The 21673-nt window shown below is 69.6% G+C and carries 18 protein-coding genes; 11 read left to right on the top strand and 7 right to left on the bottom strand.

Annotation, left to right across the window (positions count from 1 at the left end; genetic code table 11):
* Positions 1–27: 27 nt before the first annotated feature.
* Complete coding sequence (locus ABMY26_RS01580) at positions 28–939, bottom strand: 3-hydroxyacyl-CoA dehydrogenase family protein (protein ID WP_372394724.1); 912 nt, start codon at positions 937–939, stop codon at positions 28–30.
* Between the two features lie 328 nt (positions 940–1267).
* Here ABMY26_RS01580 and ABMY26_RS01575 point away from each other — a divergent pair, with 328 nt between their 5' ends.
* Positions 1268–2719, top strand: coding sequence for a sigma-54 interaction domain-containing protein (locus tag ABMY26_RS01575; RefSeq protein WP_372394723.1), 1452 nt, complete (start codon positions 1268–1270; stop codon positions 2717–2719).
* 16 nt (positions 2720–2735) lie between these two features.
* On the opposite strand, the gene ABMY26_RS01570 is transcribed toward ABMY26_RS01575, so the two are convergent.
* The 3 genes from ABMY26_RS01570 to ABMY26_RS01560 form a co-directional block, all read right to left on the bottom strand.
* A complete protein-coding gene (locus ABMY26_RS01570; protein WP_372394722.1) occupies positions 2736–5150 on the bottom strand; it encodes a TonB-dependent siderophore receptor in 2415 nt (804 codons plus the stop codon).
* A gap of 181 nt (positions 5151–5331) precedes the next feature.
* The gene (locus ABMY26_RS01565) at positions 5332–6351 is read right to left on the bottom strand and encodes a FecR family protein (RefSeq protein WP_372394721.1); all 1020 of its coding nucleotides are present in this window, start codon (positions 6349–6351) and stop codon (positions 5332–5334) included.
* A gap of 107 nt (positions 6352–6458) precedes the next feature.
* On the bottom strand, positions 6459–6986 hold the full coding sequence (locus tag ABMY26_RS01560) for an RNA polymerase sigma factor (RefSeq protein ID WP_372394720.1): 528 nt from the start codon (positions 6984–6986) through the stop codon (positions 6459–6461).
* Positions 6987–7424: 438 nt separating this feature from the next.
* On the opposite strand from ABMY26_RS01560, the gene ABMY26_RS01555 reads away from it, so the two are divergent.
* The 5 genes from ABMY26_RS01555 to ABMY26_RS01535 are packed head-to-tail and all read left to right on the top strand — an operon-like array spanning position 7425 to position 12762.
* The gene (locus ABMY26_RS01555; protein ID WP_372394719.1) at positions 7425–9716 is read left to right on the top strand and encodes a TonB-dependent receptor; all 2292 of its coding nucleotides are present in this window, start codon (positions 7425–7427) and stop codon (positions 9714–9716) included.
* 28 nt (positions 9717–9744) lie between these two features.
* Positions 9745–10491, top strand: coding sequence for a DUF4198 domain-containing protein (locus ABMY26_RS01550; RefSeq protein ID WP_372394718.1), 747 nt, complete (start codon positions 9745–9747; stop codon positions 10489–10491).
* Positions 10488–10778: a DUF3649 domain-containing protein gene (locus tag ABMY26_RS01545; RefSeq protein WP_372394717.1), complete on the top strand. Its 291-nt coding sequence runs from the start codon at positions 10488–10490 to the stop codon at positions 10776–10778. Before ABMY26_RS01550 ends, ABMY26_RS01545 begins: the two co-directional genes overlap by 4 nt.
* 26 nt (positions 10779–10804) lie before the next feature.
* Positions 10805–12469 (top strand): PepSY-associated TM helix domain-containing protein, encoded by a 1665-nt coding sequence (locus ABMY26_RS01540; protein WP_372394716.1) that lies wholly within the window; start codon positions 10805–10807, stop codon positions 12467–12469.
* On the top strand, positions 12466–12762 hold the full coding sequence (locus ABMY26_RS01535; protein ID WP_372394715.1) for a DUF3325 family protein: 297 nt from the start codon (positions 12466–12468) through the stop codon (positions 12760–12762). The genes ABMY26_RS01540 and ABMY26_RS01535 overlap by 4 nt, the downstream gene beginning before the upstream one ends.
* Before the next feature lie 116 nt (positions 12763–12878).
* Here ABMY26_RS01535 and ABMY26_RS01530 read toward each other — a convergent pair whose 3' ends face one another.
* Together ABMY26_RS01530 and ABMY26_RS01525 are read right to left on the bottom strand one after the other, a co-directional pair.
* On the bottom strand, positions 12879–14879 hold the full coding sequence (locus ABMY26_RS01530; protein WP_372394714.1) for a sensor histidine kinase: 2001 nt from the start codon (positions 14877–14879) through the stop codon (positions 12879–12881).
* 5 nt (positions 14880–14884) lie between these two features.
* Entirely contained in the window at positions 14885–15577 is a 693-nt protein-coding gene (locus ABMY26_RS01525; RefSeq protein ID WP_245636892.1) for a response regulator transcription factor, read from the bottom strand.
* Between the two features lie 345 nt (positions 15578–15922).
* Here ABMY26_RS01525 and ABMY26_RS01520 point away from each other — a divergent pair, with 345 nt between their 5' ends.
* From ABMY26_RS01520 to ABMY26_RS01510, 3 genes are all read left to right on the top strand, one after another.
* Complete coding sequence (locus ABMY26_RS01520; RefSeq protein WP_372394713.1) at positions 15923–16348, top strand: DUF2946 family protein; 426 nt, start codon at positions 15923–15925, stop codon at positions 16346–16348.
* A gap of 140 nt (positions 16349–16488) precedes the next feature.
* Positions 16489–18678, top strand: a complete 2190-nt coding sequence (locus ABMY26_RS01515) for a TonB-dependent receptor (RefSeq protein WP_372394712.1) — start codon at positions 16489–16491, stop codon at positions 18676–18678.
* 77 nt (positions 18679–18755) lie between these two features.
* Positions 18756–19505, top strand: coding sequence for a sulfite exporter TauE/SafE family protein (locus tag ABMY26_RS01510; RefSeq protein ID WP_372394711.1), 750 nt, complete (start codon positions 18756–18758; stop codon positions 19503–19505).
* 5 nt (positions 19506–19510) lie between these two features.
* Here ABMY26_RS01510 and ABMY26_RS01505 read toward each other — a convergent pair whose 3' ends face one another.
* The gene (locus tag ABMY26_RS01505; protein ID WP_372394710.1) at positions 19511–20422 is read right to left on the bottom strand and encodes a LysR substrate-binding domain-containing protein; all 912 of its coding nucleotides are present in this window, start codon (positions 20420–20422) and stop codon (positions 19511–19513) included.
* Positions 20423–20599: 177 nt separating this feature from the next.
* Between ABMY26_RS01505 and ABMY26_RS01500 the strand changes: the two genes are divergently transcribed.
* Both ABMY26_RS01500 and ABMY26_RS01495 read left to right on the top strand, forming a co-directional pair.
* Positions 20600–21064 (top strand): DUF2946 family protein, encoded by a 465-nt coding sequence (locus ABMY26_RS01500; protein WP_372394709.1) that lies wholly within the window; start codon positions 20600–20602, stop codon positions 21062–21064.
* A 64-nt stretch (positions 21065–21128) separates the two neighbouring features.
* Positions 21129–21662: a YcnI family protein gene (locus tag ABMY26_RS01495; protein WP_372394708.1), complete on the top strand. Its 534-nt coding sequence runs from the start codon at positions 21129–21131 to the stop codon at positions 21660–21662.
* Positions 21663–21673 lie beyond the last annotated feature (11 nt).

Below are 21673 nucleotides of genomic sequence, written 5' to 3'. Positions count from 1 at the left end.
GAGTGCGGGGTCTGGGGTGGCGGGCGGCTATCCCCGCTCGAACTGATCCAGGCGTTGGAGATGGGTGGCGAGACGGGCCGCGGTTTCCTCCCGCTCGGCGTCGGTCCAACTGCGGAAGCCCGCGCCGGACTTCATGCCGAGCCGCCCGGAGGCGACCAGATCGCGCAGGAAGGGCTGCGGGCCCGGCGTGCGGTCGAGGTCGGGCAGGACATGGCCATGCACCGCCAGCGTGAGGTCGGTGCCGACGAGATCGGCGTTCTCCAGCGGCCCCAGCACGGCGAGCCGCCGGCCGAAGCTGGCCTTCACCACGGTATCGACGGTCTCGGCGTCGCAGACGCCGTCCTGCACAAGCGCGATGGCCTCGCGCCACAGCGCATGCTGCAACCGGTTGCCGATGAAGCCGGGAACGTCCTTGCGCACCTCGACCGGCATCTTGCCGATGGAACTCAGCAGGGCGGTCGTCGCGGCGACCGCCGCATCGGCGGTGTCGCGCGTCCGCACCACCTCGACCAGCGGGATCAGATGGGCCGGGTTCCACCAGTGGGTGCCGAGCGCGCGGGTCCGGTCGCGCAGCGGCTCCATGATCCGGGTGATCGGGATGACCGACGTGTTGCTGGCGAGAAGCGCATGGGCGGGCGCCGCCGCCTCCGCCGCCGCGAGGATGCGCTGCTTGAGGGCGAGATCCTCGGGCACCGCCTCGATGACGATGTCGGCGGCGGCGACGGCCTCCTCCAGCGTCTCGCGCGGGTGGATGCGGTCGGCGGCCGTCGCCTCCTGGCCCGCTTCCCCGAGGGTGCGGCGGATGCGGTCGAGGATGCCGGCCCGGCGGCCGGCGTCGGGCTCCTGGATGTCGACATGGTGTCCGGCGGCGGCGAAGGCCTGCGCGATCCCCTGCCCCATCATCCCGGCGCCGATGATGGCGATGCGCTGGTGTGTCATGGTCTGTGCATTCCCCCTTCGCATGGCCTGGTGGCCCCGAACCGCCGTCTTTGCCGGACCGGCGCCGTTTCAGGGCGCTGCGCTGATTGTTCGCTGTTGCCGCGTTTGTGGGTTTTGTAAGCAAATGGCGTGCCATATTTACAAGTATCTGTTATAGAATGATTTTTTCAGATCGTTGCAGCAGGCTGGAGGCTGGGTGTTGGTAATTGCGCACACGCCGTTGTGGCAGGAGCCTTGGCCTCCTTGAAAATTGGCGCTTTCGCCGTGTTCACTTTTCTGACAGATACTGTTATTAATAATGACAGTCCGCCATGGGGAAGATTTGGATATGCCAACGGACCAGGCCGAGCAATTCGCAGCGGCGCGCACGCTGATGGTGATGATCGACGAGATGATCGACGGCGCCCTGCTGGTCGACAAGGATGTCCGGATCGTCTGGTCGAACGACAAGCATGTCTGGTTCAACGAGAAGCTGATGGCGCAGCTTGGATTCCAATCGCCCGCCGACGCGATCGGCCAGCCGGTGGAGCGCGTCATCCCGCACAGCCGGATGCGCGAGGTGGTGGAAACCGGCCGCTCGATGCCGCTCGACATCATGCGCTATGGCGAGCACACGCTGCTGGTCAGCCGCCTGCCGCTGCGCGACGAGCAGGGGGAGGTCATCGGCGCCCTCGCCTTCGCCCTGAAGAACAGCCTGACCTATCTGCGGCCGATCGCCGAGCGCTTCAACAAGCTGCAATCGCGGCTGACCCGGGTGGAACAGGAGCTGGCGGCCAGCCGGGCGTCGAAATACACGGTGGAGAACCTGATCGGCTTCAGCCCGGCGATGCTGGAGGTGAAGCGGCTGGTGCGCCGGGCCGGCCAGATCCGCTCGGCGGTCCTGCTGCTGGGCGAGACAGGGACCGGCAAGGAACTGGTGGCGCAGTCGATCCATGCCGGCTCCGACCGCGCGCACCGCCCCTTCGTCGGCGTCAACACCGCCGCCATTCCCGAAAACCTGCTGGAAGCGGAGTTCTTCGGCGTCGCGCCGGGGGCCTACACCGGCGCCGGCCGCCAGCCGCGCCCCGGCAAGTTCCAGCTGGCCGACGGCGGCACCCTGTTCCTCGACGAGATCGGCGACATGCCGCTGCCGCTGCAGGCCAAGCTGCTGCGCGTCCTGCAGGAGCGCGAGGTCGAGCCGCTGGGGTCCGACAAGGTGGTCAAGGTCGATGTCCGCATCGTCGCGGCGACCAGCCGGCCGCTGGCCGAGATGGTGCGCAGCGGCGCCTTCCGGCCCGATCTCTATTACCGGCTGAACGTCTTCCCGATCCAGCTGCCGGCGCTGCGCGACCGCCGGGACGATCTGGAGATCCTCGCCTCGCTGTTCTCGGAGAGGGTCGCGCTCAGCCTCGACCAGCCGATGCGCGACCTCACGCCGCCGGCGCTCGACCGGCTGCGGCGCCATGACTGGCCCGGCAATGTCCGCGAACTGGCCAACATCATCGAACAGGTCTATGTGCGCACCGAAGGCGAGCGCATCACGGCCGAGGACTTCGCCGACATCCTGCCGGGCGCCGCGCCGGACGCCCACCTCGGCCGCTCCAATCCGTCCATCGCCGTGGCGGACGGGAAACGCCCGCTGGCCGTGGCGATGGACGATCTGGAACGCTCGCTCATCCTCGAGGCGCTCGCGGGCTGCCGGGGCAACAAGCTGGAGGCCGCCCGCAGCCTCGGCCTGTCGCGCACCAACCTCTATGCCAAGCTGCGCAAGCACGGCATCCCGGTGCAGCCGGACGAGTGATGCGGCTGCGGGCGCCTCAGAACTTCCGCGAGACGCGGGCGGTGACGGTCAGCGGTTCGTTGAGGTAGCACATCGACTGGGTCGCGCTTTTGGTGCAGGTGTACTCAACCTCGCGGTCCAGCAGGTTCCGCACGTTGACCGACAGCCGCCACGCCTCGGTGGCGTAGCGCACCATCATCTCGTCCATCACATAGGCGGCGGTGGTGACGTTGCTGGAATTGTTGGTCGTCTTGCCGACGAAGCGCAGGCCGCCGCCCAGCCCGAAGCCTTCCAGCGGCCCGTCCTGTACGCCGTAATCCAGCCACAGCGACGCGGTGTGGATCGGCTGGTCGGACTGCTGGCGGCCGATCTCGCTGGCGGTGTTGCTCTTCGTCACCTCGATCGGGTTGTAGGTGTAGGCGGCCACGCCCTTCAGCCCCTGGGCCAGTTCCATGGTCAGGCCCAGCTCGACGCCCTGCGACTTCACCTCGCCGGTCTGCACGCTGCAGCGGCTGCCGCTGCACAGGTGGGTCGGGTCGGGGTCGGTGGTCAGCACATTCTGCTTGCGCAGGTCGAACAGGGCGACCGTCGCCAGCAGGTTGGTGCCCTGCGGCTCGTACTTCACGCCGATCTCGTACTGGCGGCCGGTGGTGGGCGTGAAGCGGGTGCCGCCCCAGCCGGTGCCCGATTGCGGCTCGAAGGATTCGGCGTAGCTGGCATAGGGGACCAGTCCGAAGCCGGTCTTGTAGGCGACGCCGAAGCGGCCGGTGTAGGCGTTCCGGTAGGCGACGCCGCTGGAGACGCCGGGGAAGTCGCGGCGGCCGCCCAGCAGGAAGACCCAGTTCTCGCCGACCGAGATCTGGTCCTGGAGATAGACGCCGAGCATGCGGCTGTCGACGTCGCTGACGGACAGGGCCGGTTCCGATCCGTAACGCCCGTAGACCGGATTGAACAGGTCGAGCGAGGTCTCGACCGCCCGTGATCCGAAGCCGTCCTTCATGTTCAGATAGGAATAATCCACCCCGCCCAACAGCGTGTGGTCGGTGGAGAGGACGGAGAATTTCCCTTCGGCGCGGGCGTCGAACGCATAGTTCTCGGCATCCTGGCCGTAGACATACTGGGCGCGGTTCATGGTCCGGCCGTCGGCCTGGAAGCTGCCGGGCCAGACCTGCCGGTAATCCAGGTCGTATTTGGCGTAGCGGCCGCCGAAGGAGAATTTCAGGCGGTCGCTGACCGCATGCTCGGCCAGCAGGGTCAGCTGGGTCTGTTCCTGTTGAAAGCGGTCGTAGTCCGGCTCACCCATGTAGGTCTTGGAATTGGTCGTGCCGTAGGCCGTGGTGTAGCGGCGGCGCGGCGTCCAGCCCCGGCTCTCGTCCACCTGATGGACGGCGGCAAGCGTGACGCTGGTCCCCTGCTGCGGCCTCCAGGTCAGCGACGGGGCGATCATCTTGCGGTCGGCCCGGTCATGCTCGATGCCGTTCAGGCCGTTGCTGTCCTGGACGGCGGCGGTGATGCGGTAGAGCAGCTCCTTGTCCTGGTCCAGCGGGCCGGTGATGTCGCCTTCGATGCGCTTCCAGTCGTTGGAGCCGTATTCCACCGCGACCTCGGCCGACTGGACGTCCTGCGGACGCTTGCTGACCATGTTGATCAGGCCGCCGGGAACGCTCTGGCCATACATGACGGAGGCCGGGCCGCGCAGGATCTCGACCCGCTCCATCAGGAAGGAATCCATCCGCTGCCAGCTCTGGCCGGCGACCTTCAGCCCGTCGCGGTAATAGGTGGTGGTGACCGGAAAGCCGCGCATCTTGTACCAGGAGCTGCGCGAATCGCCGACCGAGCCGTAGGACAGCACGACGCCCGGCGTGTATTTGACCGCATCCTCCAGGGTCTGGACATTGCGCGCCTCCAGCTCCTCCGCGCCGACGACGCTGATGCTCTGGGGCGTCTCGACCAGCGGGGTGTCGGTCTTGGTGGCGCCGGCGGAGCGGGTCGCCACATAGCCGGCAACCGGACCGTAGGCGCCCGCGCGCCCGGTCCCGCCGCCCTGCACCGTCACCGGATCGAGCAGGACGGCACCGGCGGCGGCGACCTTCTCCAGCGTGACGGTCTTCGGGCCGGTGAAGCGCCAGGTGAAGCCGCTGCCGGCCAGCAGCTGGTTGAGCGCGTCGACCGGGGTGGCGGTGACGTTCAGGCCCTGGCTGGTCAGCCCCTGCACAGCCGGGGCCGAGAACAGCAGGCGGAACCCGGCCTGATCGGCGAAGGCGGTCAGCGCGCTGTCGAGCGACTGGGCCGGAACGCTGAAACGCATCGCCGGCTCCGCGCCGGCCTGGGCGACGGTGGTGGTGGCGGCAGCGAGAGGCGCCGGCAGGACGGCCAGTGCCGCGCAAGCGGTGGACAGCAGAAGAAACCGGCGAAACCCTCGCCCGACGATGCGAACCGCCCGAACGGCCATTGCAATCCCCCTGGTGGCAGTCGTTCATGAAGCGGGACGCCCCCGATCAGCGAATGCAAATCATTCGCGTCCCACCAAAGGACGGATGACGAATGGCCGAGCGACAGCGACCGGGAAAAGATTTTCGGGAATTCCGCAAAAAACTTCGGGGCGGCTCCTGCCGCCGCCCCTCTCCCCGCCCCTACCGCAGAACGGTCAGCAGCGGCAGGTTCAGCACCCTGACCGGCAGAGCCTGTTCGATGGCGCGCAGCATGGCATCCTGGTCGTCCAGTTCGAAGACGCCGGTCACCGGCAGACGCTCCAGATCCGGATTGGCGACGACGACACGGCCGGGGCGGTAGCGGCTCATCTCCGCCGCCACCTCGACCAGCGGACGCTGGTTGAAGATCAGCTTGCCGCGCCGCCACGCCGTCGCCGCCGCCTCGTTCACCTGCTGCGGCAGCGGCTGGCTGCCGGCCCCGCCATAGCCAGCCCCCTGCCCGGCAATCAAGCGCACCGGCAGGCCGGCGGCGGCGGTCACCTCCACGATGCCCTCGCTGACGGTGACCCGCACCTCGTCGCCGTCGGTGCGGACGGCGAAGGCGGTGCCGACGGCCCGCGTCTCGCCGCCGCGCGCCGCCACCACGAAGGGACGGTCGGGATCCTTCGCCACCGCGAAGAAGGCCTCGCCGGCCGTCAGGACGATGCGCCGCTCCGCCGCGGTGAAGCGGACCGAAAGGGCGGTGGCGGTGTTGAGCATCGCCATGGAGCCGTCGGGCAGGGCCACCTCGCGGCGCTCCCCCGGCCGGGTGGCGTGGTCGGCGGCGAGCCCGGCCAGCGGGCCGAACACCCCGGAGGAGGCGACCAGCGCGGCGGCCGACGCCGCCATGGCGCCGGTCATGACGGCCCGGCGGCCCAGGTGCCCCGGACGCCGGTCGATGCCGCGGCGCATCGCCCCGGCCGGCAGATGCGGCAGCCGGCCGCGCGCCGCTTCGCGCCGGGAGAACTCGTGCCGGGAGAACTCGTGCCGGGAGAACTCGGCCGCCGTCGCGGTATGGCCGATGTCGCGCCACAGCGCCTCCGCCGCGCGGGCGGCCCGCTCATGGGCCGGGCTGCGGGCGCGCCATGCCGCGAACTCGTCCGGGCCGGCGGTGCCGAAGCTCACGCGGACCAGCCAATCAAGCGCTTCCTCGTCGAGGATGGAGGCATTCGGATCGGACATCGGCGGATCGGACATCGGCGGGCAGCCTGCGGCGGAAGGACGGGTCGTCTCTACCATAGGACGTTTTCCGGCGGCGACGGCGACAGGAGCGGCATCACGATTTTTCCCTAAGATCTTTCGCTGTCCAGCCGCTGGCGCCAGGTCCGGCAATGCTGCATGGCCTGGGCCACGTATTTCGTGACCATGCTTTCCGAAACACCGAGGCGGACGGCGATCTCGGCCTGGGACAGGCCGCCGAGCCGGTGCAGCAGCAGCGCCTCGCGCGGTTTGGCCGGCAAGGCCTGCAAGGCCTCGTCGAGCAGGCGCAACCGTTCCTTGGACAGCAGCGCCTCGTCCGGCGAAACGGCGTCGTCAGCCACCGCCGCGACCTCGGCCGCGACCGTCTCGGCCGGGACCAGCCATTTGTCGCGGCGCAGCCGGTCGATCGACAGGTTGCGGGCGACCCTCAGGATGTAGGCGCGCAGATTGCCGATCGGCTTTCCGGACTCCTGGATCGCCGCGAGCCGGAAATAGGTGTCCTGCGCCACGTCGGCGGCATGGTCGGCGTCGCCGGTCCGCCAGATCAGGAAGCGCAGCAAATCCCCGTAATGCTCCTGGAAGCCCGCCACCAGACCGGGCTTTTCCCTGTCCCCCATCCCCTGCCTTCCCGGTTCCCCACCCAGCGGCGGGCAGCCTAGCCTGATTGATAATGATTCTCAAACGCGAATCGGCATCGCACCCGGCGGCGGGGAGCCGCCCGCTCCGGTCCCCCTCCTTTGCATCGGCCCGGCCCGATGCCCCCGATGCTGCCCATGCGTGTTCGGGCAAGGATTGGAAAGCCGGTCCGCAGATGCCGCCGACTCAAAAGACAACCGGAGATGCATGCTTTCAAAGCCCGAAACATGCGAATTCTCGCCGGATCGTTGCAGCGAACCGCAGCCAGATAGGTCTTGAAAGTTGCAACATGTCATTTCTATAATGATAATCATTCGCATTTTCTAATCCGCACCGTTGTTCGACTCGATTGGAGTAGCACCGTGCCGGGCGTTGAAGCTGCGTTACCGAAGATGCCGTCTGGCAGGGGAATCGCCACCATGAATTGTACCCACGGCAAGGCCGCTGCGCGCCAAGCCGCCCGTTACCGCGACGGCATGTCCGTTGCGCCTCATGCCCTGATGTCCGGCCTGCGCCCGGTCGCAACGGCAGCAGGCCTTGCCGGCGCCGTGCTGGCGGGCTGCCTCGCGCTGCCGTCCGCGGCCCTTGCCCAGACGGCAACCGCGGCCCCGGCGGCTTCGGCCAAGGCGGCCGCAACCCCGGCTGCTTCAAGCAAGGCCGACGATGCGACGACGCTGCCGGTCCTGGAGATCACCGCCAGCTCGCCGGCGCAAGGCGCGCTGCAACAGCCCTATGCCGGCGGCCAGGTGGCCCGCGGCGGCTCGGTCGGTCTGCTCGGCGCGCGGAACGTGATGGACACGCCGTTCAGCACGGTCAATTTCACCTCGCAGCTGATCGAGGACCAGCAGGCGCGCACGGCGGCCGATACGCTGATCAACGACGCCTCGGTGCGCCTGACCACGGGCAGCAACGGGTTCGACGACACCTTCCAGATCCGCGGCTTCGCCGTTCCGGCCGGCGACGTCGGCTTCAACGGCATGTATGGGCTGGTGTCGTCCAACCGCGTGCCGTCGCAGCTGATCGAGCGCATCGAGCTGCTCAAGGGTCCGGGCGCGCTGGCCAACGGCATCGCCCCCGGCGGCAGCATCGGCGGCGGCATCAACATCATTGCCAAGCGCGCCGGCGAGGAGCCGCTGACCCGCGTCACCACCACCTATCTGAGCGACGCCAATTTCGGCCTCAATCTCGACGCCAGCCGCCGCTTCGGCGCCAACAAGGAGTGGGGCGTCCGCTTCAACGGCCTGCTGCGCGGCGGGGAAGCCTCGATCGACGACGGCGACGTGCGCTCCGGCTTCGGCTCGCTGGCGGTGGATTACCGCGGAGAGCGGGTGCGCTGGTCGCTCGACGCCATCCGGCAGCATGACAGCACGGACAATTTCCGGCCGCAGATCAGCCTGCTGTCCACCATCCCGTCCATTCCGTCGCCGCCCGACGCCCGCAGCAACTGGTATCCGGGAACGACGCTGGTCCAGAAGGACACCACCGTCGCCTCGAACATCGAGTTCGACGTGACCGAGGCGCTGACCGCCTATGCCGGCATCGGCTACCGCAAGGGAACCAACGACCAGGTCTTCCCGGTTTCCGGCCCGGCGGCGAACGCGCTCGGCACCTTCACGGTGCGCAACTCCTATTACGATTCCTACAACGAGACGGTGAGCGGCACCGCCGGCCTGCGCTGGCGCTTCGAGACCGGACCGGTCCGCCACGCGCTGAATGTCGGCTACAGCGGCTTCCGGCGCGACGAGGGCAACGCCTACATCCAGTCGGCCGGCACGGTCGTCTCGAACATCTACCGCCCGTCGGCGCTGCCCGTCATCACCGCCGCCCGCACCGACCCGCGCAAGTCGGCCGAGACGACGCTCACCAGCTTCGCGGTGGCCGACACGCTGTCGATCCTCGACGAGCGGGTGCTGCTGACGCTCGGCGTGCGCGACCAGACGGTGAAGGTCGACAGCTTCAACACGACCACCGGCGCCCTGACCAGCAAGTACAAGGCCAGCGCGACGACGCCGCTCGCCGGCTTCGTCGTCAAGCCGCTGGAGCATGTCTCGGTCTATGCGAACTATGCCGAGGGGCTGTCGCGCGGCACCATCGTCGGCGCCGGCTACGCCAACACCGGCGCGGTGCTGGCCCCCTACAAGTCGAAGCAGTACGAGGCCGGGGTCAAGGTCGATTGGGGCAGCATCACCACCACCGCGGCGGTGTTCCAGCTGTCCCGGCCGAACTCGATCCGCAACGCGGCCAACGAGCTGGCCTATGACGGCGAACAGCGCAACCGCGGCCTGGAGCTGTCGGCCTATGGCGAGATCCTGCCCGGCCTGCGCGCCATGGCCAGCGCCTCCTTCCTGCGGCCGGAGTTGACCAAGACCGCCGTCGCGGCGGAACAGGGCAACGACGCGGCCGGCGTGCCGGACAAGACCTTCTCCGCCAGTCTCGACTGGGATACGCCGTGGGTGCAGGGCCTCTCCCTCAACGGGCGGGCGATCCACACCTCGGGTTCCTACCTGACCAACGCCAACACGCTGCGCTTCGACGGCTGGACCCGCTTCGACGTCGGCGCCCGCTATTCCGCCACTGTGGCGGGCAAGCCGGTCGTGCTGCGCGCCAATGTCGAGAACCTGTTCGACAAGGATTACTGGCTGACCACCGGCACCTACGTGACCGTCGGCGCGCCGCGCACCGTGGTGCTGTCCGCCACCGTCGATTTCTGATCCACGTCCCTTTGCCGCCGGAATTCCCATGAACAGATTTTCCGCAATCGTCGCCGCCATCGCTGCCTCTGCCGCCGCGCTGGGCTTCGCCCTGCCGGCGCAGGCCCATCAGATCTGGATCGAACAGCCCGACGGGCAGAACGCCACCATCCGCTTCGGCGAGTTCGGCGAGAACCTGCGCGAGGCGTCGCCCGGCCTGCTCGACAAGTTCGTCAAGCCGGCCGGCACGCTGGTCTCCGCCAAGGGCGAGCGGGCGTCCGATGCCGCCAAGAGCACGGACGGCTTCACCCTGCCCTTCAAGGCCGCGGACGGCGAGAGCATCGTGGCCGAGGACGCGCAGTACCCGCTCTACAGCTGGAAGCAGGGCGACAAGGACACCACCAACTGGTTCCATCCCGCCGCGCGGCTGATCACCGGCTTCGCCGAACAGCAGCCGAAACTGGCGCTCGACCTGGTGCCGGCCGGCAAGCCGGGCCAGTTCAAGCTGTTCTACAAGGGCCAGCCCAAGGCCAAGGCCAAGGTGACGCTGGTGACGCAATCCGGCTGGGCGAAGGAGGGCCATACCGACGAGCAGGGGCTGGTGAGCTTCGACATGCCGTGGAAGGGCACCTACGTCGCCGAGGTCGCCGTCAACGAGCGCAGCCCCGGCGAGCGTCCGGGCGCCAACGGCGCCGAGAAGTATGACGGCGTGAGCTATGTCACCACGCTGACCTACGTCCATGCCGACGGCCTGGCGCCGATCCCCGCGGGACCGGCCGCAGCCCCCGGCAAATGACCGCCGTGGCCGGCTGGATCCGTCGGATCGGCGAACTCGGCCCGCTCGTCTCGCGCATAGCCGCCGCCCTGTTCGGCGGCTATGCGCTGGCGGCGCTGGCCAGCGTGGCGGTGCTCGCGCTTCCCATGGCAAAGCCGCAGGCGGTGCTGACCGGGATGCTGGCGAGCTTCGCCATCTATGCCGGCGCCGTCATCTGGGTCTTCGCGGTGCGCAGCGCGCTGCGGGCCTGGGCGGGCCTTCTTGTCGTGGCCGCGCCGCTGCTGGCGGCGGCGTGGTCCGTCTGGTGACGGGGACTGTCCGTGGGGAAAGCCCGATGAAAACGGCCCAAGCGCCGCGCCCTGCCGGCCAGGGCATCCGCCAGAGCATGTCCGGCCTGCACAGCTGGACCGGGCTGCTGCTCGGCTGGATTCTCTACGCCATGTTCCTCACCGGGACCGTGGCCTATTTCAAGGACGAGCTGTCGCAATGGATGCGGCCGGAGCTGGCGCACCAGACCGAGGTGCCCGATCCGGCATCGGTGGCCCAGCGCATCGCCGACGAGCTGGCGGGCGTCGCGCCGGGCAGCCCGCAATGGAGCATGCGCCTGCCCGACGCGCGCAACAACAGCGTCTACGCCTTCTGGCGCACGGCGCCGCGCACGCCGGGCCAGCGCGGCTTCGGAGAGGGATATTTCGATCCCGCCACCGGGCGGACGGTGAGCGCACGCGACACGATGGGCGGCGACTTCTTCTACCGCTTCCATTTCCAGTTCCACTACATGCCGGTGCTGTGGGGACGGTGGATCGCCGGCGCGGCGGCGATGTTCATGCTGGTCGCCATCGTCAGCGGCGTCATCACCCACAAGAAGATCTTCGTCGATTTCTTCACCTTCCGCTGGGGGAAGGGACAGCGCTCGTGGCTCGACGCCCACAATGCGCTGTCGGTGTTCGGGCTGCCCTTCCACTTCATGATCACCTACACCGGGCTGGTCACGCTGATGGCGCTCTACATGCCGTGGGGCGAACAGGCGGCCTTCAAGAGCCAGGCCGAGCGCCGGCAGCTGAACGCCGAGCTCAGCGCCTTCATCCAGCCGGGCCAGCCCAGCGGGCAGGCCGTGCCGCTCGCCCCGGTCGCCGACATGGTGCGGCAGGCCGAGGAGCGTTGGGGCCGCGACGCGGTCGGGCGCGTCACCGCCACCAATCCCGGCGACGCGGCGGCGCGGGTCGCGGTGGCGCGCGGCGATGCCGGGCGCGTCTCCATGAGTCCGCAATACATGGAGTTCGAGGGCACCACCGGCCGGCTGGTCGCGGTCCATGAGGGCGTCGGCCCGGCGGCGGAGACGCGCGGCGTGCTCTATGCGCTGCATCTGGGGCGCTTCAGCGACAGCGTGACGCGCTGGCTGTATTTCCTGGTCAGCCTCGCCGGCACGGCGATGGTGGGCACCGGGCTGGTGATGTGGATCGTCAAGCGGCGGCAGAAGCTGCCCGATCCGGACCGGCCGCATGTCGGCTTCCGTCTGGTCGAGCGGCTGAACATCGCGAGCATCGCCGGCCTGTCGGTCGCCATGACGGCGTTCCTGTGGGGCAACCGCCTGCTGCCGCCGGGGATGGCCGAGCGGTCCGCCTGGGAAATCCATGTCTTCTTCATCGTCTGGGCGCTGGCCCTGGTCCATGCCGTGCTGCGTCCGGCCCGCAAGGCATGGATCGAGCAGTTGTGGACGGCTGCGGCGCTGCTGGCACTGCTGCCGCTGCTGAACGCGCTGAGCACGGAACGGCCGCTGTGGCACAGCCTGGCCGACGGCGATTGGGTGTTCGCCGGCATGGACCTGATGTGCTGGGCGCTGGCCGCGCTCCATGCCGCCCTGGCGATCAGGACGGCGCGGCACCGGCCGAAAGTCCGGTCCGGAGTTCAAAGGACACGATCCGGGGGCGCATCGGATCGCGAAGCGACCGACCGTGAACGGATGGCCAGCGCCCTGCCGCGCAAGGGGGAAGCATGACCCATCTGTTGCCCTTCGCGCTGTCCCTGGCCGGGTTCGCCGCGCTGGCCCTGGCGATGGACCGCCAGCAGCACGACCTGTTCGGGCGGCCGCTGCCGAAACCCACCGCGCGCGCGCTGCGCACCGCCGGCAGCGCCGCCCTGCTGCTGGCTCTGGGGGTGCTCGTCGGCCGGCAGGGCTGGGGCCTCGGCCTCGTCATGTTCAGCGGCCACACCAGCCTGACCGCCGGCATCGTGCATTGCACGCTGATCGGCTACATGAGACGGGCCGCCGGTGCGCCTGGGCGCCGGTAGGGCGTCCGCGGCGAGGCCCATGCCGACGGCTCCTGATCCTGACCTGCCAGGATCAGGAGCCGTGGTTTTGCAAAGTCGGGCACGGGCAGGATCGAGAGACTGTCTATCCGATCCCGTCAGAAGCCGGGAAGGCGGAACGGCAGGTCGATGACGATCCGGGTGCCGTCCGGGCCGCTGAGCATGGCGAGATCCGCCCCCAGCGTCGCGGCGCGCTGGCGCATGTTGTTCAGCCCCTTGCCGGGCCGCGCGGCGCCGCTCCCTTCGAGGATGCCGCCGGGGATGCCGCAGCCTTCGTCCCGCACGACGATCCGGACCGCGAAGCGCGGCGCGGCATCAGGCCCGCCGTCCGGAGCCGGAGCCGGCGCCATGACGATGGCGACCCGGCGGCAGCCGGAATGGCGCACCGCGTTGGTGACGGCCTCCTGGAGGATGCGGAACAGGGTCAGCGCATGTTCCGACCTCAACCCCTCGACATCGGGCAGCGGCGCCATCTGCCAGTCGAGCTCGAACCCCTGGGCCTGGAGCTGCGGGCCGATGCGGTCGTGGAACTGGGCCAGCATCATGCCCAGATCGTTGCCGACATCGTCCAGCGACGCCACCACCAGCCGCAGATCGTCCAGCGCCTGCCGCGCCGCCGCGCCGATGCGGCGGTAATCGCGCTGCGGCAGCTCGCATTGGGCGACGATCGACACCAGCTGCCCGGCCAGCCCGTCATGCAGGTCGCGGGTCAGGCGCAGCCGTTCGCTTTCCAGCGCGGTGGCATGGGTCTGCGCCTGCTCGCGGGCGAAACTGGCCCTCAGTTCCGCCTCGGCCCCCGCCACCTCCTGCTGCAGCACGTCGTTGAAGCGGCTGACCTCGCCCAGCGCCTGGGCGAAGCGCCACATCAGCGTGGCGCTGATCACCGTCATCAGCAGGGGCGCCATGTAGCGGGTCAGCGACGGAACGCGCAGGTCCAGCACGCCGACCACCGACAGGATGTCATGGGCGGCCAACATGGAGATGACGATCAGGCCGCCCAGCACGAGCTGGGCGGGGGCGTGGTTCCGGCGGACCGCCGCAGACAGCGCGATCCAGATCGACCAGCCCAGCATGCCCGTTGCCCAGGGGAGGACGACGACCAGCCACAGCGGGGCGAACCATGGCTGCAGCTGGGCCGGATCGAGGGATGCGATCAGGAACGCGACGGTGACCACCGACGGCACCAGCAGCAGCAGCCAGATGGGAACCGTCAATCTGCGCCCGACCAGACGGGTCATCACGATGGGCAGCAGCGCGCCCTGCCATTGGCCGGTGAAATTGACGACGCGCAGCGGCCATTCCAGCCCGTTCAGTTCGGTGACGAACAGCGGCAGGCCCTGGAGCACGCCGAGCCCGAGGATCAGGCTCATCACCAGATGGATCGATTCGTCCCGGCATCCGATCCACACGATCAGCAGCGACAGGCACAAGGCCGCCTGCCACGCCACCAGCAGGCGCGGCAGCGTGCCCATCACCCAGTCGCGTTCGTTGAAGGACGGCCGAAGCAGCCGGTCGGCCCCGACCAGCACGGTGTCGAGAAAGCCGCCGGCCTGGCTCCAGGCCTCCATGCGGATGTCGATCCGGTTCTCGCCGCCGTTCAGGAACGGTCTGGGAATCGGCTGGATCAGCGGGATCAACTGGGTGACGACCACGTCGGACTGCAGGTTCCGGCTGTCGGTCAACAGCACCCCGTTGACCCACAGGGTTACGCGTCCGGACAGGCGCGGCACATAGACCGACCAGGGCTCTTCCGTGCCCGGGTCGTAGCGGAAGGTCAGACGGAACAGGCCGGAACAGCCGATGGGATCGGGCACCCCCTTGCAGCGGTGGGGCAGCGAGACGGCCGCAGCTTCCGCCGGCATCTCCTCCGGGGGGGGGCGGCCGACCTCCCGGTCCGCGAACACCGGGGAGAACTGCGCCTCGTCGACGGTCAGGACGCCCTGGGGCATCGTCGGGGTCGCCGTCAACGCTGCAATTCCGAAGGCCGCGGCCAACGCATAATACAGAAGAAGCAGCGGCCCGCGCCCCCTCAGCCATGCCCGCAGCCGCGTCGGCGAGGGCTGGCCGGGCACCGGCAGACCGGCGATGTGTTGGCTCACGGGGATCAGTCCGACAGCTTGATGATTTTGCGTTCCACCGCAGTGTAGACCGCTTCGCTGCGGGAATTGACCTCGAGCTTCCGGTAGATGTTCTTGATGTGGCTCGGCACCGTCTGCCGGCTGATGCCGAGCCGGGCCGCGATGTCGTTGTAGGTGAAGCCCTTGGCGATGCCCCACAGGATGTCCATCTCGCGCGGGGTCAGGGCGGGCGGCGGCGCCTCCTCCGCCGCCGCGGCCGGCGGGGCGGCCTGGGACTGGCGGATGATGTGGCGGGCGATGGAGGCGGAGATGGGAGAGCGGCCGTTGGTCAGGTCATGCACCGCCACGATCAGGTCGATCGGCCGCGCGTCCTTCAGGATGTAGCCCGAGGCACCGGCACGCACCGCCTGCATCACCGACAGCTCGTCCCCCAGGACCGAGATCACCATGATCTCGGTCTCCGGCATGCGCTGCCGCACCTCGCGGATCAGCTCGCTGCCATGGCCGTCGGGAAGCTTCAGGTCGGTCACCAGAACGCGCGGACGGTGGTTTTCCAGCGCCGCGCGCGCCTCCGCCAGCGATCCGGCCGAGGCCAGCAGCACGATGCCCGCGCCCGCGGCCAGCGACGCGGCCAGGAAATCCCGGGTCGGGGCGTCGTCCTCCACCAGGATCACCGAGATGACACCGTTGCCTCCGTCGGCCGATCCTGCCTGATCCACTATAGCGACCCCATACGGACTGTTGCCGGATCGGAAATCCGACGCAACCGGCATCATACCGGGCAGCGGCGGGAAATGACCATACCATGAAAACGGGATGCCTTCGGCACGCGGCGGCGCGCATGCCGAAACGATCCAGATGCCGGTGCGCCGGAGGAACTGGCCCGGCATCCGGAGGGGCGACATCGTGCCTCGCTTTACAGCCCATGGCCATCGTGCAATACCCCTCGCCATGAGGAATCTGGAGCGCCCAGCGCCGGCCGTCAGGCCGGAGGATGTCCATGGACGGATCGGCGAGGCCGCCGGGTCCGGGGGCGTCCGTCTGCGCTGTGCGGGCTGCTGCCGGTGAACGCGGCCGGCCACGGATTGCGCCGCGGGCTGCGCCGCGTGGGCCTGACGGCCGGCATGGCGGCATTGCTGGTCCAGCTGTTCGCCTGGGCGCTGCTCATGCCGGCGATGTCCGCTCCGGCCGGCGGGATCGGCGGCGGGATCGCCGTCTGCACCGCCGAGGGAATGGTTCTTCTCGACGTCGACCGCCCGCCGGCCAACGCGGAATTGCCGTCCGGACAAGCGCCGGACCATCCGGACGGCCATGCGGGCGGCGGAGGCTGCCCGCTGTGCCCGCTGATCGCCGGGCTGCATCTGCCGCCGCCGCTTTTCCTGGTGACGCAGGACAGCGTGATCCGGCACGGCGCAACGGCCCTGCCCGGCGCACTGATCCTGGCCGGCTGGTTCCTGTCCACACTCCAGGCACGCGCACCGCCGGTCTGAGGCCGCAACCGCGGGATCGTCGCGCGCTTCCGGTCGCGCCATTGCCCGCGCCTGCCGTCCCCCTGCTGCTACGGCCCCATGCTTCGACCGCGCCTCCGCTGCGCGACGAGCATCCGGCTGTTCTCGGATCGAGGTTGTTCATGACGTCGCGTTTCACCGCGGCCGGCGCCCTGCGCGCGGCCCTGCTGTCGGGTGCCGCCCTGGCCGGGCTGTCGCCCGCCGGCACCCTGGCACAGACCACCCCTTCGCCCGCCCAGTCGCTTCCCGCCATCTCCGTGATCGCCAGCCCCGACGATGCCATGCCGGCCGGCAGCGGCCTTGGCGGAAGCGGGTTGGCCGCCCGCCTGACCTCGACCAGCGACGTCGCCGCGCTGCTGCGCGGGCTGCCCGGCGTCAGCCTCTACGGCAACGGCGGCGTGTCGAGCCTGCCGGCGCTGAACGGGCTGGGCGCCGACCGCGTCAACGTGCTGGTCGACGGCGCCCCCATCGCCCCCGCCTGCCCCAACCAGATGAACCCGGCGCTCTCCGCCATCGCGCCGACGCGGGTGTCGAAGGTCGAGGTGCTGGCCGGCATCACCCCGGTCAGCGCCGGCGGCGACAGCATCGCCGGCACCATCTCGGTCGAAAGCGCGCCTCCGGTCTTCGCCGCGCCGGGCGAGGCGGTGCACACCGAGGGCAAGCTGTCGGCCTTCTACCGCTCCAACGGCCACGGCGTGTCCGGGGCCGCCGAGGCGACGGTCGCCAACGACACCGTCAGCCTGCGCTATGACGGATCCTGGAGCCGTGCCGGCAATTACGAGGCGGGCAACGGCCAGACCGTCCGCTCGACGCTCTACAATGTGCAGGACAATGCGGTCACGCTCGGCGCGCAGCGCGACGGGCACCGGCTGACCCTGCAGGGCGGCATCCAGACCATGCCCTACCAGGGCTTTCCCACCCAGCGCATGGACCTGACCGACAACCGCAGCCTGTTCGTCAATGGCCGCTATGAAGGAAGCTTCGATTGGGGAGCGCTGGACGTCCGGGCCAACTGGCGGCGGACCGGGCACAGCATGAACTTCCTGGAGGACAAGGGCGGCACCGCCGGCGGCGGCATGCCGATGGACACGCGGACCACCGACGCCGGCTATTCGGTCAAGGCGACGCTGCCGCTGTCGGCGCGCGATACCCTGCGCGTCGGCAACGAGTTCCGCCACACCCATTTGGACGATTGGTGGGATCCTGTCGCGGGCAGCATGATGATGAGCCCGCTGACCTACTGGAACGTCAACGGCGGCACCCGCAACCGCGTCGGCACCTTCGCCGAATGGGAATCGCGCTGGTCGCCGGCCTGGACCACCCTGCTCGGCGTGCGCAACGACGTGGTGTGGATGGACACCGGGGCGGTGCAGCCCTATTCCTGGCAGAACAGCCTGGGCATGGGGATGATGGCGATGGCCAACCCGGACGCCGCCGACGCCCGGGCCTTCAACGCCCGCGGCCGCGGCCGCACCGACGTCAATTTCGACGTGACGGCGCTGGCCCGCTACACCCCGTCCGACAGCAGCGCGATCGAGGCCGGCTACGCCCGCAAGACCCGCTCGCCCAACCTGTACGAGCGCTATGCCTGGGGCACCGGCGGCATGTCGAGCAGCATGAACGGCTGGTTCGGCGACGCCAACGGCTATGTCGGCAACCCCGACCTCAAGCCCGAGGTCGCCAACACCGTCAGCACCACCCTGTCGCTGCACGATGCCGCCCGCAAATCGTGGGAGGTCAAGCTGACACCCTATTACACCTATGTGCAGAACTACATCGACGTCGAGCGGATCGGCACGCTCGGCAACGGCTTCGTCACGCTGCGTTTCGCCAACCACGATGCGATCCTGTTCGGCGCGAACCTGTCGGCGGCGGCGACCGTCCATGAGGACGAGGCGCTCGGCACAGTCCGGCTGTCCGGCGCGGTCGGCTGGGTGCAGGGCCGCAACCTCGACACCGGCGACGCGCTCTACCACATGATGCCGCTCAACGCGCTGGTGACGCTGGAGCACCGGCTGGGCGGCTGGAACAGCGCGGTCGAGCTGCAGGCGACCGCCCGCAAGGAGCGGGTGGAGGCGGTGCGCAACGAGCCGGAAACGCCCAGCTACGCGCTGGTCAACCTGCGGACCGGGTACGAGTGGGGCAATGTCCGGGTCGATGCCGGCATCGAGAACCTGTTCGACCAGGCCTATTATCCGCCGCTGGGCGGCGTCGATTACGCCGACTACCGCGCCGGGGGAAGCCGCGGCACGGCAGGACCGCTGCCGGGAGCCGGGCGCTCCTTCGTCGCCGGCCTTGCCGTGAAGTTCTGAACCGCACCGAACCCCGAAAAAGGAATGGCCGACCGCCGACCGCCCGGCTAATTGTCCCGAGAACCGGGAGGCGCGCGTTGGAAGAGACGGTCGAATTGTCGGGGGCGATCCTGGTCGTCGCGGCGCTGTATGCCGCCGTCGGCCAGGCCGGGGCGTCCGGCTACCTTGCCGTCATGGGCATGGCCGGCCTCGACCCGGCGGTGATGAAGCCGGTCGCCCTGACCCTGAACCTGTTGGTCGCGGCGATCGGCACGACCCGCTTCGCGCGGGCGGGGCTGCTGCGCTGGCGCAGCTTCTACCCGTTCGGCGTCCTGGGCATGCCATTTTCCTTCGCCGGCGGCCTGGTGCATCTTCCGGCGGCGGTCTATTACCCGGTCGCCGGCGGCTGCCTGCTGCTGGCCGGGCTGGAACTGACCCGCTCCACCTGGGTCGCCGGCCGACGGCGGGCGGTACCGGATGCACCGGAACACCCGCCCTTCTGGGCGGCCCTGGCGGCGGGTGCCGGCATCGGCTTCCTGTCCGGCATGACCGGAACGGGAGGCGGCATCTTCCTCGCCCCGCTGATCCTGCTGATGGGCTGGGTCGAAACCCGGCGGACGGCCGCGGTGTCGGCCGCCTTCAACCTTCTGAACTCGGCATCGGCCCTGCTGGGCACCTGGGCGACGGTGCCGGCACTGCCCCCGGCGCTGCCGGTATGGCTGATGGCCGCCGGCGCCGGCGGGCTGTTCGGCGCGTGGCTGGGCAGCCGGCATCTCCCGGTCGCGGCGTTGCGCTATCTGCTTTCGGCGATCCTGGTGGCGTCCGGGGTGAAGATGCTGATGGCCTGAACCGATCAATGATCGGGGCCGCCGGCATCCGCCGCGCCGACGCTGGAGAAGGCCATCAGCTCCGCGATGCAGTCGGCGACGATGCGCGACGGCCGGCGGTTCGGCGGCAGCAGCAGCAGGGTGCGCGAGCGGATCACCGGCTCGAAGGCGCAGGCGACCAGCCCCCGGCCGAGATAGGGCTCGGTGGTCAGCGGGCTGACCAGCCCGCAGCCGATGCCGGCCTGGACCATGGCGCAGACCGTGGTCGAATAGGGCGTCTCAAGCACGATCTTCGGCATCACGCCATGGGCCGCCAGCACGCCGTCCAGCCGGCGGCGGGCGGTGTCCTCCGGCGCCAGCGCGATGAAGGGCAGCCCGTGCAGGTCGGCCGGGTGCAGCACCGGGCGCGACGCCAGCGGATGATCCGCGGGAACGGCGATCACCAGCCGCTGCTGCATGAACAGCGTCGCATCGACCCCGGTCACGTCGATCTCGTCCGCCGCCAGCCCGACATCGAACTGGCCGGACGCGATCAGGTCCTTGACCACCGACGACATGCGCGCCTGGACGGTGATCGACACGTCGGGATGACGCAGCTGGAAGGCGCGCAGCGCCTTGGGCAGGACCGTGGTGCTGATCGCCGACTGGCAGGCCACCCGGATTTCGCCCGATCCGAAATCGCGGATGCGGGCGGCGGCGGCGCGCAGATGGATCAGGCCGGCGAAGGAATCGGACACCTCCTGGAAGAACAGCCGCCCCTCCTCCGTCGCGATCAGGCGGCCCTTGGCGCGGTGGAACAGCGCAAAGCCGATCTCGCGCTCCAGCTCCTGGATCGCCTTGCTGACGGCGGGCTGGGAAATGCGCAGCACCTCGGCGGCGCGCGACGCGGTGCCGTTGGTCATGACCGCGTGGAACGCCTCGACCTGACGCAGATTCACGATGGACTCACCTTATAACCTCAGGGAATAGCGTATCCGGAAACCGATGGCGGATGAAATGGGGCTGTCGGCGGCGGGTCGGACGAATCGTCCGCCCTCCCGCGGAATGGCTTGACCGCCCGGTGCCGCCCGTGGTCGATGGCATCGGTCCTTCCGTATCAGGTGGCTTCGCCCCTCATGACCCGGCGCCGGACATCCAGAGACAGGCGCGATCCGCCTCCGGGCGGCATCCCAGGCGCCGGCGGCCGGCTGCGCCATGCGCTGGCGGGCTGGCTTGCGGTGCTGGCGCTGCTGGTCCAGGTGGCGGTTCCCGATCTCGCCATGGCGGCGCGGGCGCAGGCGGGCCTGCCGGCCGGCTTCCTGACCGCGGCGACCGCGGCCGGGCATTGCGGCCCCGACCAGGAGCAACACGGCGGGCAACACGGCGGGCATCCCGGGGAGCATCCCGGCGGCCAGGGCATGGACCATGGCAGTCTCTGCGCCTTCTGCCTCGCGCTCGCCACCCATGGGCTGGTGCCCATCGCCGCCGCCCCGCCGCCGCGGGCGGTCTTCGCCAGCGAGGCTTCCCCGCCGGCCAGCCCCGGCATGCGGCCGGCCGACCATTTCCTGACCTGCGTCAAACCCCGCGCTCCACCGGTGTGATCCCGGCACCACCCGCCGTTTTCCGGATTTCATCCGGTCCGCAGATCCATTCAGGAGCGTTCCAATGACCCGCATCCTCTCCCTGGCGCTCGGCGCCGGGACCCTTTGCCTTGCGCTCGCCGCCGGCACCGCCGCCGCCCATGTCGTCCTGGAGACCCGCGAGGCGCCGGCCGGCAGCTATTACAAGGCCGTGCTGAAGGTCGGCCACGGCTGCGACGGCTCGCCGACCACCGCGATCCGCGTCCGCCTGCCCGACGGGGCGGTGCTGGCCAAGCCGATGCCGAAGCCGGGCTGGAGCCTGTCGACCAAGGAAGGCCCCTATTCCCAGCCCTACGACTCGCACGGGCGCAGCATCACCCAGGGCGTCACCGAAATCGCCTGGACCGGCGGCAGCCTGCCGGATGCCTGGTATGGCGAGTTCGTCTTCCAGGTCGTGCTGCCCAAGCGGCCCGCCGGCACCACGATCCATTTCCCGGTGGTGCAGGAGTGCGAGAAGGGCGTCCATCGCTGGATCGAGATCCCGGAGGCCGGCAGGTCGCCGGGCGATTATCGCGAACCGGCGCCGGTCCTCACGCTGACCGAACCCGCGCCGCACTGACGGCCTCCCGC

Origin of the sequence: Azospirillum sp. HJ39 (assembly GCF_041507355.1) — a bacterium.
In the GTDB taxonomy this organism is placed as follows: domain Bacteria; phylum Pseudomonadota; class Alphaproteobacteria; order Azospirillales; family Azospirillaceae; genus Azospirillum; species Azospirillum thiophilum.
This window is presented reverse-complemented; position numbering and strand designations above follow the sequence as displayed.

Excerpts from the sequence above, each read along its gene's own strand:
- ABMY26_RS01575 (WP_372394723.1), top strand. The coding sequence starts at position 1,268 with ATGCCAACGGACCAGGCCGAGCAATTCGCAGCGGCGCGCACGCTGATG.
- ABMY26_RS01545 (WP_372394717.1), top strand. The coding sequence starts at position 10,488 with ATGACCGCCGTGGCCGGCTGGATCCGTCGGATCGGCGAACTCGGCCCG.
- ABMY26_RS01535 (WP_372394715.1), top strand. The coding sequence starts at position 12,466 with ATGACCCATCTGTTGCCCTTCGCGCTGTCCCTGGCCGGGTTCGCCGCG.
- ABMY26_RS01540 (WP_372394716.1), top strand. The coding sequence starts at position 10,805 with ATGAAAACGGCCCAAGCGCCGCGCCCTGCCGGCCAGGGCATCCGCCAG.
- ABMY26_RS01515 (WP_372394712.1), top strand. The coding sequence starts at position 16,489 with ATGACGTCGCGTTTCACCGCGGCCGGCGCCCTGCGCGCGGCCCTGCTG.
- ABMY26_RS01560 (WP_372394720.1), bottom strand. The coding sequence starts at position 6,986 with ATGGGGGACAGGGAAAAGCCCGGTCTGGTGGCGGGCTTCCAGGAGCAT.
- ABMY26_RS01495 (WP_372394708.1), top strand. The coding sequence starts at position 21,129 with ATGACCCGCATCCTCTCCCTGGCGCTCGGCGCCGGGACCCTTTGCCTT.
- ABMY26_RS01500 (WP_372394709.1), top strand. The coding sequence starts at position 20,600 with ATGACCCGGCGCCGGACATCCAGAGACAGGCGCGATCCGCCTCCGGGC.
- ABMY26_RS01580 (WP_372394724.1), bottom strand. The coding sequence starts at position 939 with ATGACACACCAGCGCATCGCCATCATCGGCGCCGGGATGATGGGGCAG.
- ABMY26_RS01565 (WP_372394721.1), bottom strand. The coding sequence starts at position 6,351 with ATGTCCGATCCGAATGCCTCCATCCTCGACGAGGAAGCGCTTGATTGG.
- ABMY26_RS01555 (WP_372394719.1), top strand. The coding sequence starts at position 7,425 with ATGAATTGTACCCACGGCAAGGCCGCTGCGCGCCAAGCCGCCCGTTAC.
- ABMY26_RS01550 (WP_372394718.1), top strand. The coding sequence starts at position 9,745 with ATGAACAGATTTTCCGCAATCGTCGCCGCCATCGCTGCCTCTGCCGCC.
- ABMY26_RS01570 (WP_372394722.1), bottom strand. The coding sequence starts at position 5,150 with ATGGCCGTTCGGGCGGTTCGCATCGTCGGGCGAGGGTTTCGCCGGTTT.